Origin of the sequence: Terribacillus saccharophilus (assembly GCF_002272075.1) — a bacterium.
In the GTDB taxonomy this organism is placed as follows: domain Bacteria; phylum Bacillota; class Bacilli; order Bacillales; family Amphibacillaceae; genus Terribacillus; species Terribacillus saccharophilus_A.
In genome coordinates, this window is sequence record NZ_NPBJ01000013.1 from 145,643 (window position 1) to 158,902 (window position 13,260).

The following is a 13,260-nucleotide window of genomic DNA, read 5'->3' on the forward strand; positions in this document are numbered from 1 at the left end:
CTTTATAGTGGACTTAAGTTCAGGAGGAGGTTATGGAAATGCTTACACCTGAGCGGCAGGAAATGCTCTTACAGATGCTGCAAGAACAGCGCGTTGTAACGATTCCAGAGTTCGTGAAAGCAACAGACGCCTCCATCTCGACAATACGCCGAGATCTGATTGAACTGGAGAAGCAGAAGCTGCTGCAACGGGTTCATGGCGGAGCAACGATTGTTTCTTCATTAAGTTACGAAATGAGCTATACGGAAAAGGAAACACAAAACCAAACCGGAAAGCAGAACATAGCCGCTTATGCTGCAAGTCTTGTCGGTGAAGATGAATGCATCTTCTTGGATGCAGGTACGACGACATATCAAATGATTCCTTTCTTATCTGGCAGAAATGTAACCGTCGTCACAAATGGTTTGACACATTTGGAGGCACTGTATGATAAGGACATCACTGTGTATGTAACCGGCGGATTAGTAAAGGATAAAACGAGGACTTTGATCGGTAGAGGTGCAATGACGGCACTCTCCCAGTATCGTTTTGATAAATGTTTTCTCGGGACCAATGGCGTTCATTCAGAAAACGGCTATACAACACCTGATCCGGAGGAAGCTGCCATTAAGCGTCAGGCTTTGCTTCGATCAGATGAGACTTTCGTTTTAGCTGACCGCAGCAAGCTGGACAAGACAACCTTCGCCCATATAGCGGATCTGACAGAAGCGACACTTATCGTCGACACTGTCAGTTCAAAACAGCAGACTGCTTACAAGAAATTTACATCAATAAAGGTTGTGGACTCATGAATTACACATGTACGCTGAATCCATCCATTGACTACATCATGCATGTGGACAGTTTCAAGGCAGAAGATTTGAACCGTGCCACAGAGACAGCATATTTTGCTGGCGGAAAAGGTATTAACGTTTCCCGCTTGTTGAAACGATTGGATGTGGAAACAACAGCATTAGGATATATCGGTGGCTTCACTGGTGCCTTCATTAGGGAAACGCTTGAAAATGCTGGCATCAAACATCAGTTCATCGAAATAAATGAACCGACACGTGTCAATGTAAAACTGAAGTCGGGTGGAGAAACAGAGATAAACGGACCTGGACCATCTATCACGACAGAACAGCTTGCTTTGCTTTTTGAACAGATTAAAAGCCTCGGGAAACAGGATGCTCTGGTTGCAGCAGGCAATGCTCCGGGCTCCGTTCCGGCCGACATTTATGCAAGGATGGCTGATATCTGTGAAGAGAATGGAACTAGATTCATCGCTGATACATCAAGTGCTGCCCTTCGTGATTTAATCGGCAAGCGTATGTTCCTTGTAAAGCCAAACCATCATGAATTGGGTGAGCTTTTCGATACAACGATCTCTTCCATTGAAGACATTGTCAGCTACGCACGAAAGCTGCACGAAACAGGCATCGAAAACGTTATCGTATCAATGGGTGGTGAAGGTGCCATCTTTGTGAACAAGGATCATGCTTGGAAAGCCCAAACACCTAAGGGAACAGTAAAGAATTCCGTCGGTGCAGGCGATAGTATGGTGGCAGGATTCCTGGCCGCATATGAAAAATCAGGTGATTACAAACAAGCTTTCACCTACGCAGTAGCAGCTGGAAGTGCTACAGCATTCAGTGACGACCTCGGCGAGAGACAATATATAGAAGAATTAGTCAGCCAGGTCAAACTCACATCTATCTAAGAGGGGTGTTAATCATGCGCATTACAGAACTACTTACAAAAGATACAGTTATTTTGCAGCTTCAATCCCAATCAAAAGCAGATGTGATTGAAGAGCTTGTTTCTAAATTGGACCAAGCTGGCAAATTGAATGATAAAGCAGGATTTAAAGATGCTATTCTAGCACGTGAAGCACAATCAACGACAGGAATCGGCGAAGGGATTGCTATACCGCATGGTAAATCCGCTGCCGTTAAAACACCGGCCATCGCGTTCGGCCGTTCTAAGGAAGGTTTGGATTATGAAGCGTTGGATGGACAGCCATCCCACCTATTCTTCATGATTGCTGCTTCCGAAGGTGCCAATCAGACGCATTTGGAAACATTGTCCCGACTTTCTTCTTTCTTAATGGACAGCACGTTCCGTGCTAACATTGAAAGTGCGGAAACAGAAGAACAAATCATGTCTATCATCGATGCGAAGGAAAAAGAAGAGCTAGGTGAAGAAGAAGAACAAGAAAATCCAGCTGTAGAATTGGCACAGGATGCACCAGGCACCCAAGGTAAAGTACTTGCCATTACTGCTTGCCCTACTGGTATCGCACATACTTTCATGGCTGCCGATAAGCTGAAGCAGACAGCAGCAGAGATGAATGTGCCGATTAAAGTTCAGACGAATGGAGCTGGCGGAGTTAAAAACCGTCTGACAGATGAAGATATTAAAGATGCTACTGCTATTATCGTTGCAGCTGATGTCAATGTCGATCTTAGCCCATTCGACGGCAAACATGTTTTGCAAGTACCGGTTGGACGTGCTTTGAAAATACCAAAAGAATTGATCGAAAAAGCACTTTCTCAAGATGCACCCGTGCATCATAACAGTGGTGGCGGCTCAGAAGCAGCTGCAGAAGGCGGACAGAAGAAAGAACAGCGCTCCGGATTCTACAAGCACATCATGAATGGTGTTTCGAACATGCTGCCATTCGTTGTCGGTGGCGGTATCCTGATCGCACTAAGCATTCTTTTCGGTGAGTTGTTCCCAGACAGCCGTTTTGCAGAGATGCTTAATGAAATCGGAAGCAGCCAGGCGTTCTTCCTGATCGTTCCCGTACTTGCCGGTTTCATTTCCAGCAGTATTGCTGACAAACCTGGTTTCGCACCTGGTGCTATCGGCGGTTTGATTGCTGTCACATATGGTTACGGTGACGCGACAAGTTCCGGATTCCTTGGCGGTCTGATCGCCGGTTTCCTTGCAGGTTATGTAACACTTGGTATTAAGAAAGCACTAGCTGGACTTCCTCCTGTACTGGAAGGATTAAAAACGATTCTATTCTTCCCGGTATTGAGTATTTTCATCACAGGTATGATCATGCTATTGATCAATCCGTCTTTAACACAAGTATATGTAGCACTTTCTGACTTCCTAGAAGGTCTTGGAGGTACAAATTTAGTTCTGGTAGGAATCGTACTTGGTGCTATGATGGCAATCGACATGGGCGGTCCGATCAACAAAGCAGCGTATACCTTTGGTATTGCAATGCTTGATGCAGGAAACTTGGAATTCATGGCTGCTGTTATGGCCGGTGGTATGGTACCGCCGCTAGGACTAGCGCTGGCAACTTCCCTATTCCGTAACAAATTTACGAAACAGGAAAGAGAAACAGGTAAGACAGCATACGTACTGGGAGCATTCTTCATCTCAGAAGGTGTTATTCCTTTCGCAGCTGCCGACCCGCTTCGCGTCATTCCAGCAACAGCAATCGGTGCTGCAGTAGCAGGAGGTCTATCAGCCTTCTTCGCAATTGGTCTGAATGCACCGCATGGCGGAATCATTTCAGCAAGTTTGGTAGAAGGAAACCCATTGCTTTACTTCCTTTCCATCATTATTGGTGCATTTGTCACAGCTATTATTGTAGGACTATTGAAAAAAGACCTAAGAAAAGTATAAAATAAGATAGAATGAAAGCATTCACAAAAATAAGGATGAAAGCATTCACATAACAAACTACTTTGGAGGTATTTATCATGGCAGAAAGAACAATGACAATTACAGATGAGACTGGCGTACACGCTCGTCCGGCAACAATTTTAGTAAATAAAGCAGGCGGCTTCAAATCCGATATCCAGCTTGCATACAACGGTAAAAGCGTTAACCTTAAATCTATCATGGGTGTTATGAGCCTAGGTATTCCACAAGGTGCTGAGATCACGATCTCCGCTGAAGGCGACGATGCAGAAGAAGCAGTCAACACAATTGCGGAAACAATCAAAAGCGAAGGCCTAGGAGAATAATTCCGATGAGCATGATAAACGGAATTGCAGCTTCAAATGGTATTGCGATTGCAAAAGCATACCATTTGGCTGTACCAGACCTCTCTTTCGATAAGACAACTGTTGCGAATGCGGAAGAAGAGATCAGCCGTTTGGATGCTGCCCTCGAGATCAGCAAAAAAGAGTTGGAGAAAATCCGCGAGAATGCTCGTGTGTCACTTGGCGACGAGCATGCCGAGATTTTCTCGGCTCATTTGCTTGTCTTAGCAGATCCAGAACTGATCAACCCTGTTAAAGACAATATCCGCAATAACAACATCAATGCAGAAGCTGCTCTTGATGAGACAGCTACAATGTTCATCGACATGTTCCGCAGCATGGATAATGAATATATGAAAGAACGCGCAGCTGACATTCAGGACGTTACGAAACGCGTTATGGCACATCTTTTACAGGTATCCTTCCCGGATCCTGCACTTATAGATGAAGAAGTTATCATTATCGCAGAGGACCTGACTCCTTCTGATACAGCACAACTTAACAAACAGTTTGTGAAAGGGTTTACAACTGATATTGGAGGACGTACTTCCCACTCTGCTATCATGGCTCGTTCCCTTGAGATTCCTGCTGTTGTTGGTACGAAGTCGATTACATCATCTGCTGCAAACGACGTTATGATAATTGTTGACGGTATGGAAGGTACTGTTATCATCGATCCGACAGAAGATGAACTAGCAACATACAAAGCAAAACAAGAAGCTTTCGAACAGCAAAAGCAAGAATGGGCGAAGCTGAAAAACGAACCTACCATTACAACAGATGGTGTTCACGTAGAGCTTGTTGCTAATATCGGTACACCAGAAGACGTTACCGGCGTTCAAAACAATGGTGGTGAAGGTGTTGGCCTTTACCGCACAGAATTCCTTTACATGGGTAAGAGTGAGCTTCCTAGTGAAGACGAACAGTTCGAATCTTATAAAGCTGTTCTTGAAAACATGGGAGACAAGCCTGTCGTAGTTCGTACATTGGACATCGGCGGCGATAAAGAGCTCAGCTACTTGCAGCTTCCGAAAGAAATGAACCCGTTCTTAGGCTACCGTGCTATCCGCCTTTGCCTAGAGCGTGACGATATCTTCCGTGTTCAGCTTCGCGCCCTATTGCGCGCGAGCGTGTACGGCAACCTAAAAATCATGTTCCCGATGATCGCTACACTGGAAGAGTTCCGCCAAGCAAAAGCAATCCTTCTTGAAGAGAAAGACAAGCTTGTAGCAGATGGCGTGTCAGTCTCTGATTCTATCGAGATCGGTATCATGGTTGAAATCCCTTCTACTGCTGTTGCTGCGAAGCAATTTGCGAAGGAAGTTGATTTCTTCAGCGTTGGAACAAACGACTTGATCCAGTACACAATGGCAGCTGACCGCATGAATGAACGCGTAAGCTACTTGTACCAGCCATACCACCCAGCTATCCTGAACCTAGTGCATAATGTTATTGAAGCAGCACATGCAGAAGGCAAATGGGCTGGCATGTGTGGTGAGATGGCAGGCGATGCAATTGCAATCCCGCTTCTTCTCGGCCTTGGCCTTGATGAATTCAGTATGAGCGCAACAAGCATCCTGCCAGCAAGAACTCAAATCACGAAGCTTTCCAAAGCAGATATGCAGGAGCTAAGTCAACAAGCATTGACTCTAAGCACTGCCGATGAAGTGGAACAGCTTGTCCGTCAAAAGACAGGTCAATAAGAAACAGCTCTCCATTATGGAGAGCTATTTTTTTGGGTCTATTCACTAGTTTTTTTATCCAATATTTGGCGAAGTTCCTCCATATCTTCTTCCGATAAAGTTTCTTCTTCCATAAACTGTACCAGCATGGATTTCATCGTTCCTCCATAGATTCGATCGATAAAGGATCTAGTCTCTGCACGCTGACACTCTTCCTCGGCGTAAAGCGGATAAAATGTATATATTCTTTGTTCTTTATTCACGCCCACCACCTTCTTCTTTGTCAGTCGGTCAAGCAGTGTTCTGATCGTTTTAGGTTTCCAATCAGCTTTACCCTGAAGCGAACTAACAACTTCATTTGCTGTACGGGGGGAATTATCCCAAAGCACTTTCATTATTTCCCACTCTGATTCTGATATATTTGGCACGTTCTTGGACATAGCCATCCCTCTCTCTTATTGATATATACCTTTTTCCTTCAATATCCTCAGCGTGATGTCAGCAGCCTTGCTTCCGGTCGCATCCCCATCTCTAATATTCGTTGCAAAGAAATAGGTATCCATTTTTGTTTCCACAAAACCAATGAACCAGCCATTAGCTGCCTTTCCGTTAACAATACCTGTTCCTGTCTTGCCATAGAGGACGGCTCCATCCTTTTCTTCCAGCTTTATAGATGCTTTGACTGCCTCAATATTCTTTGGATTTGCATTAAATTTATTTTCATATAAATCATGCAGTAATTCCACCTGTTCAAAGGGAGATATTTTTAACGTGGATTCCAGCCAAAAGTCCTCCATCTTACCAGATACATCCTCATTGCCGTAATGGTATTCTGATAACATCCTTTTGATGGTCTTCTTCCCGACCTGCCTATCGACATTCTGAAAGTACCACGTTACGGAATACTGCATTGCAGATTGTAAGTCCTGGCTTTCATTCCAACTCTCATATTCGTAATTGCTTCCGTCCCATTCCATATCTGTGGATACTGGTTTCATTACTCCCGCTTCTAATGCTGTTAAGGCACTGTATATCTTATAAGTGGAATTGGGAGAAACCCTTTTAATGCTTTGCTTCTTGTTATGGATATAATACTTGTCTTGTTTCATGCTGTATAAAACAAAACTGCTGTTATCGCCTTTAAGGTATGTACTGACATTCGATTCTGCTATATTTTTCCTGCCTATTGTATACTGCTCATCCGTTACGACAGCTGCATAAGCAGGCACTTGAAAAGCAACGATAAGGCCCAGAACAGTAAATATAGCTAGGCTCTTTACATGAAGCCTCTTGGCAGTAAGACGCCCTGACATGATATGTATCAGCCGTTTCTTAAGATGCTGCTTTGTACTTCTAATGGAAGTAGTATGTTGGTCGACCATCGACCATCTCGATTTCTCAGCAAAGTGCAATAATGTCCGTCCATAATCAGTTTTCTCCTTTTCATCGGTCAAATATCGCAAAACAGCAGCATCACAGGCAATCTCCCGATCTAATCGCATTTCCTTCAGCGCGTACCGTACAAAGGGATTAAACCAGTGAATGATTCCCCCTAGCAAGAAGAGATAATTCCAGTGCACATGTCTGCTTTTATAATGATGTAGTTCATGAAGCAGGATATACTTCATTTCCTTGGACGAACTGCCGCTTTCTGTTGGAAGAACCACACAGGCACGAAACAAGCCAAAAATGAATGGGGCTGACACATCAGCTGACTGCTTTAGCTTAATTTGTCTCCGTATTTTCAGCTCCATTTTACAATTTTGAAACAACTCGATTACCTTTTCATCTTTGATAACCTCTGCCTTTTTTACTAGGTGTATTACTCTCATCTGCGTGAATAGAACTGCCAATACACTAACAGCCACTCCTGCTATCCAGAGACCGTTGGTTAGCTGGTCCAAATTTGAAACATCTATTCTTGTGACGGAATTTCCGAAATCATTAATCCATCCAGTTTCGGTTGTATCTGATGAAGCAACCCTACCCACATCGCTCTTATCAGTGTTTGTGAACGACGTAGGCTGTTTTATACTGATTCGCTCCAGCGGCAGGAATGGAAGGCTTAAGGTGCCTAGCAGAAAAAACCACAAATAATACCGCCAAGCTGGAGCCAGCTGCGAATTCAAGAACCTTCGAATAAATAATATGAACCCAACTGTTACGGAAGCTAACGTCATTGCCAGCAGCAATTGAACAAATGTCATTCTTGCTCTCCCTTCCCCTATCTTCATAATTTGTATTGTACAGTTGACAGGCTTGGATTACAAGTGTAATAATGACTACAGTTGTAATCCGCATTGGAAAGGAAGAAGAAAATTGAAACAGTTTACCTACATATTCTTTGCATTTTGTTTTCTCTATATTGCGACGGGGTGTTCGGGTGATAGCGGCGAAACCAAATCAACGGATGCCATCGTATCAAATGACAAGGCATCGTTTAGCAGCTTAGAAGAGACATACGATGCCCGCCTAGGTATCTTTGCAATTGATACTGGCTCCGGAAGGACAGTAGCATATCGAGAAAACGAACGCTTTGGTTTTGCTTCCACTCATAAGGCATTATCTGTTGGCGTTTTATTGCAGCAAAAGTCAATGGAAGACCTTAATAAAAGAATCATGTTTACGGGTGATGATCTTGTAAACTACAATCCTATTACTGAAAAACATGTGGATTCTGGTATGACTTTGAAAGAGTTGAGTGAGGCATCTATCAGTTACAGTGATAATACTGCTGCCAATTTAATATTTGAAGAAATCGGTGGTCCAGATGGGTTTGAAGACGGATTACGTAAGATTGGAGATCAAGTGACAAATTCCGAGAGGATTGAACCGGACCTAAATAATACACAACCAGGTGATACACGGGATACCAGTACTCCAAAAGCAATGGCAGAAAGCCTCCGAGAGTTTGCGCTGGAAGATCACCTATCTGCAGATAAGCGCCAGCTTCTCATAGATTGGCTCAAAGGAAACACTACTGGTGATGAACTTATACGGGCAGGTGTTCCGAAGGACTGGGAAGTCGGCGACAAAACCGGCGCTGGATCTTACGGCACAAGAAATGATATTGCAATCCTTTGGCCTCCTGAGGAAGAACCTATTGTACTGGCCATTATGTCCGATCATGATGAAGCAGACGCGAATGCAAATGACGATTTGATTGCAGAAGCGGCTGAAACTGCAGTTTTGATGCTTTCGGCAAATAAATAAAAAGAAAACAGAGCCAGCTGTATTGCTTATTGGCTCTGTCTCCTTATTTTAAAGATATTTGGTTATTACTTCTTTCGTAGTTTCCTTAGCCTTTCTAATTACATCTTCCGCTTTCATCTCATAATATTCCGGTCGAAATAGCTCTACCGTCACCGGTCCGTCAAAGCCCTTTTCCTTCAGAACAGTTAGAATTCCTTCCAAATCTATCGCTCCATGTCCAGGCCATACCCGATCCTCGTCTACAAGGCTTCCAGTCGGAAAGTCTTCTGTATCATCCATATGAAGAATGAAGACCTTTGATATATCTGCCTGTTTTAGTGCCTCTATACTGGAATTCATTGCATGGAAATGGAAGCAATCCAATACTAAACCTACGTTTGGGTTATCAACCGTCTGAACAATATCGTAAGCTTGTTCGAATGTATTGATTGTGCATTCAGGATGCCCCACAAATTCCACAGCGAGCTTGATACCATATGGTTCTGCAAGCTCTGCCAGTTCATGCAGTACTGCTACACTGCTTTCTTTAATGTCTTTCTTCGGTATCTTTTCTTTGGTCACTAAAGGTACGGCAACGATATAAGGTACTTGCAATTCTTTAGCGTATTCCAGCATTTGCTTGAATTCGTTTATCAGCTGCTGATAATCTTCCTCGCTTCGATTATTGAAGTATACGAGTGCATTCAGTGCAAACGGCTTTATATGATGCTCTTGGAAATAGGAGGAAAGCTGTTCGAGGGAATATTGCTTCAAATACTCTGGCAGCTTATCCATTGTGCGAATTTCAATATAATCATAGCCATGCTTTTCACATAATTCCAGATCTGTTGCCAGATTTGAATTTTCCAATGTTGTAGCTTGATTAAACCCTAGTTTCATTATGATCCTCCTGTTCATTACAAGAACGGCTTGTATTTTTTATCTTACAGTAGCTGAACCTTTCTTTCTGTACTATAGAAGGCAGGCATACTTTCCAATTCAATCGGTTCTCTCTGACCGGATTCTTGTGCCTTCAAACATGCATCGGATGTAACGGCAGCCACATACCCTTCCCAAGCAGAAGGACCCTGCAGCGCCTCTTGTTTGGCTACCTGGTTGATAAATACCTGTATCTCCTTGTCATAAGCATCTTGAAAACGCACTTTCCAATCTTGTAAAACGTCGGTACTTTGTTTTCCGTTATGTCGTATTTTAAGACTCTCGGTTTCCGGCAGACTTACAATTCCTTCTTCTCCAACTATCTCACATTGAATGTCATAACCATATTTAATATTAACGGATACTTCCGCTTGGATAAGTACACCAGATTCCGTTTCAAGTAAGATAACTTGCGGATCACGTAAATGCGGGAGAGCATGCTTATTCTTTCGTGGATAGAGGACTTGAACAGAGACATAGTTGTCCGCTAACAACCAGTGCAGAATATTTATTTCGTGGATCAAGGTATCTGTAATTGCCATATCCGTTGTATAGGCCGCATCTACTTCCGGAGCACGATGTGCGCATTTGATCATGAGCGGTTCCCCTATCACTTTGGAATCAATGGCTTGTTTCAGCTGCTCATATCCTTTGTCAAACTGCCTCATAAAACCAACTTGCACGATACGCTTACCATATTCCATTTCATCCTGCATGATTGTTTTGCAACCCTTTGCGGTAACGGAAAGAGGTTTTTCGCAGAAGACATATTTCCCTGCTTCTATTGCTTTACGCACTGTTGCTTCATGTGCTGGCCCGATGCTTGTAACAAATATCGCATCTACTTCCTCTGCATCTATCAATGCCTGATCATTTGGATAAAAATTCGCTTTAATTCCCAGTTCATGAAGAGCCTCTTCTGCTGCTGCTGGATTAACATCCGTAACAGCCGTAATCTTCGCTCCTGATAATCTTTGTTCTACCCTTTTCATATGCTCTTTTCCAATAGCGCCTGTTCCAATTACTCCGATTCTTACTGACATCTTGTTCTCCTCCTAAATGGCATGTTTCCCTCCGAAAAGGAGGTCAGAGCGAGCATATTTACCAGCATGCTCTGTTCTGTTTATCGATTATAGCTTCTAATTCTAAGAAAAGAATTTCTCCCTCTTGCTATACCCGTTTTCGCCTTTTAGGACACTAGAGACCCAAGATCAAATCGGACAAAGAAAAAGCGGGACATTCGATAACTCTATCGAATGTCCCGCTTTACTATTTATATCTTAAGGATTTGTTGACCACAGACCGGCAGACTTTATAAATGTGCGGCTGTTTAATTTCAGCTGTGCTACGACAAACTCTGCAATGTCCTCAGACTGCATAACTTTTTCTGGATTACCATCTGTCAGCTTGTTCTCAAATGCCAAATCGGTTGCTACTGTACTTGGCGTCAAGGCAGTAACCCGAATGTTGTGCTTGCGCACTTCCATTGCAAGTGATTCAGTCAATCCTAGCACACCGAACTTCGATGCACTGTAAGCACTAGTAGCAGGGGCACCTTTTTGACCAGCAGTAGATGAGATGTTAATGATATCTCCTGATTTTTGCTCGATCAAGTCCGGTAGTACCGCGCGTGTGACGTTGTACACACCCATCAGGTTTACATCAATGATATTTTTCCATTCTTCCGGATCAAGGTCCATAAATCCGCCAAACTTAGCGATACCGGCATTATTGATTAAGATATCAATGCCGCCAAGTTCATCTTTTACTTTATAGACTGCTGCTGTCACATCTTCCAGACTGGATACATCCGCTGCAGCATAAGCTGTTTTAACTTCACCTAGATTTGCTGTTACTGCTTTAATATGTTCTTCTGAACGGCCAATTAAGCCGACATGAGCACCTTCTGCTGCAAGTGCCTCTGCAATTGCTTTCCCAATGCCGCGTCCGCCGCCTGTGATGATAGCTCGCTTCCCTTGTAGTGATTGTGCCATTATGTATTTCCTCCTTCAAACCATTCGCTTTATATTATCAGCCGGATGCAGGCTCAACAAGATTTTTGCTCACCGATGCTTTCAAAAAAGAACAAGGAGCTTCATTTTCTGAAACTCCTTTTGCCCAAAACAAAAAAAGAGATGAGCATTAAGCTCATCCCTTTTATACTGCTTATTTATTCAAGTTGTAGAAAGATGCAAGTCCGCCGTAGATGCCGGATGCTTTCAACTCGTCTTCGATACGAAGAAGTTGGTTGTATTTCGCAACACGGTCAGTACGGGATGGTGCACCAGTTTTGATTTGGCCAGCGTTAGTCGCTACAGCGATGTCAGCGATTGTTGCATCTTCAGATTCACCAGAACGGTGAGAGATAACAGCTGTATAACCAGCACGTTTCGCCATTTCGATAGCATCGAATGTTTCTGTAAGAGTACCGATTTGGTTCACTTTAACAAGGATGGAGTTACCTACACCTTGCTCGATACCTTGTTTCAAACGTTTTGTGTTTGTAACGAATAGGTCATCACCAACAAGCTGAACTTTGTCACCGATGCGGTCAGTCAATAGCTTGTGACCATCCCAGTCGTTTTCGTCCAAACCATCTTCGATAGAGATGATTGGATATTTGTTTGTCATTTCTTCGTACCAAGCAACCATTTCTTCAGAAGAGCGAACTACGCCTTCACCTTTAAGGTTGTACTTGCCATCTTCGTAGAACTCAGAAGATGCAACGTCCATTGCTAGCTGTACTTCTTCACCTGGTTTGTAACCAGCAGCTTTGATTGCTTCTACGATTGTTTCAAGAGCTTCTTCGTTAGAAGAAAGGTTTGGTGCGAAACCACCTTCATCACCTACACCAGTGTTCAAGCCTTTAGACTGAAGAACCTTCTTCAAGCTGTGGAAGATCTCTGCACCCATGCGAAGTGCTTCTTTGAATGTAGGAGCTCCTACAGGCATGATCATGAATTCTTGGATATCAACGTTGTTATCCGCATGCTCTCCACCGTTAAGGATGTTCATCATTGGTGTTGGAAGTGTCTTAGAGTTGAATCCTCCAAGATACGTGTAAAGTGGTACTCCAAGGTGATCAGCTGCTGCGTGTGCTGCTGCCATGGAAACACCAAGAATAGCGTTAGCGCCGAGTTTACCTTTGTTTTCAGTACCATCAAGTTCGATCAATAGCTGGTCGATGATCACTTGACGTGTAACATCGATACCGATCAATTCTTGAGCGATTTTTTCGTTTACGTTAGCAACTGCTGTTTGAACACCTTTGCCAAGGTAACGATCTTTATCGCCATCACGAAGCTCAACTGCTTCGTATTCACCAGTGGACGCACCACTTGGAACGATTGCAGAACCGAAAGCTCCGGATTCTGTTAGTACTTCTACTTCAATTGTAGGGTTACCGCGGGAGTCAAGGACTTCGCGTGCATATACGTCAGTAATGTATGGCATTATTTTTT

The 13,260-nt window shown here is 43.5% G+C and carries 12 protein-coding genes; 6 read left to right on the forward strand and 6 right to left on the reverse strand.

What is annotated here, in order from left to right; all coding sequences use genetic code 11:
• Nucleotides 1-32: 32 nt before the first annotated feature.
• The 5 genes from CHH48_RS06885 to ptsP all read left to right on the forward strand — a co-directional run bounded on the left by CHH48_RS06885 (nt 33) and on the right by ptsP (nt 5,689).
• Nucleotides 33-791 carry a DeoR/GlpR family DNA-binding transcription regulator gene (locus CHH48_RS06885; protein WP_245840332.1) on the forward strand — a complete coding sequence of 253 codons (759 nt, stop codon included), beginning with the start codon at nt 33-35 and terminating at the stop codon, nt 789-791.
• Complete coding sequence (gene pfkB / locus CHH48_RS06890; protein ID WP_095218406.1) at nt 788-1,699, forward strand: 1-phosphofructokinase; 912 nt, start codon at nt 788-790, stop codon at nt 1,697-1,699. Before CHH48_RS06885 ends, pfkB begins: the two co-directional genes overlap by 4 nt.
• Nucleotides 1,700-1,713: 14 nt before the next feature.
• Nucleotides 1,714-3,624: a PTS fructose transporter subunit IIABC gene (locus tag CHH48_RS06895; RefSeq protein WP_095218407.1), complete on the forward strand. Its 1,911-nt coding sequence runs from the start codon at nt 1,714-1,716 to the stop codon at nt 3,622-3,624.
• A gap of 77 nt (nt 3,625-3,701) precedes the next feature.
• Nucleotides 3,702-3,968, forward strand: coding sequence for a phosphocarrier protein HPr (locus tag CHH48_RS06900; RefSeq protein WP_095218408.1), 267 nt, complete (start codon nt 3,702-3,704; stop codon nt 3,966-3,968).
• A 5-nt stretch (nt 3,969-3,973) separates the two neighbouring features.
• Entirely contained in the window at nt 3,974-5,689 is a 1,716-nt protein-coding gene (gene ptsP, locus CHH48_RS06905) for a phosphoenolpyruvate--protein phosphotransferase (protein WP_095218409.1), read from the forward strand.
• 38 nt (nt 5,690-5,727) lie between these two features.
• Here the strand turns inward: ptsP and blaI are convergent, their stop codons facing one another.
• Together blaI and CHH48_RS06915 are read right to left on the reverse strand one after the other, a co-directional pair.
• The gene (gene blaI, locus CHH48_RS06910) at nt 5,728-6,108 is read right to left on the reverse strand and encodes a penicillinase repressor BlaI (RefSeq protein WP_095218410.1); all 381 of its coding nucleotides are present in this window, start codon (nt 6,106-6,108) and stop codon (nt 5,728-5,730) included.
• A gap of 15 nt (nt 6,109-6,123) precedes the next feature.
• Nucleotides 6,124-7,875: a BlaR1 family beta-lactam sensor/signal transducer gene (locus tag CHH48_RS06915; RefSeq protein WP_176466382.1), complete on the reverse strand. Its 1,752-nt coding sequence runs from the start codon at nt 7,873-7,875 to the stop codon at nt 6,124-6,126.
• 112 nt (nt 7,876-7,987) lie between these two features.
• Here CHH48_RS06915 and bla point away from each other — a divergent pair, with 112 nt between their 5' ends.
• Nucleotides 7,988-8,881: a class A beta-lactamase gene (gene bla / locus CHH48_RS06920; protein WP_095218412.1), complete on the forward strand. Its 894-nt coding sequence runs from the start codon at nt 7,988-7,990 to the stop codon at nt 8,879-8,881.
• 48 nt (nt 8,882-8,929) lie between these two features.
• On the opposite strand, the gene CHH48_RS06925 is transcribed toward bla, so the two are convergent.
• From CHH48_RS06925 to eno, 4 genes are all read right to left on the reverse strand, one after another.
• Nucleotides 8,930-9,760 carry a sugar phosphate isomerase/epimerase family protein gene (locus CHH48_RS06925; protein ID WP_095218413.1) on the reverse strand — a complete coding sequence of 277 codons (831 nt, stop codon included), beginning with the start codon at nt 9,758-9,760 and terminating at the stop codon, nt 8,930-8,932.
• Between the two features lie 44 nt (nt 9,761-9,804).
• Nucleotides 9,805-10,842, reverse strand: a complete 1,038-nt coding sequence (locus CHH48_RS06930) for a Gfo/Idh/MocA family protein (RefSeq protein WP_095218414.1) — start codon at nt 10,840-10,842, stop codon at nt 9,805-9,807.
• A gap of 237 nt (nt 10,843-11,079) precedes the next feature.
• On the reverse strand, nt 11,080-11,793 hold the full coding sequence (locus CHH48_RS06935) for a 3-ketoacyl-ACP reductase (protein WP_095218415.1): 714 nt from the start codon (nt 11,791-11,793) through the stop codon (nt 11,080-11,082).
• Between the two features lie 172 nt (nt 11,794-11,965).
• Entirely contained in the window at nt 11,966-13,252 is a 1,287-nt protein-coding gene (eno, locus tag CHH48_RS06940; protein ID WP_095218416.1) for a phosphopyruvate hydratase, read from the reverse strand.
• Nucleotides 13,253-13,260: the final 8 nt, after the last annotated feature.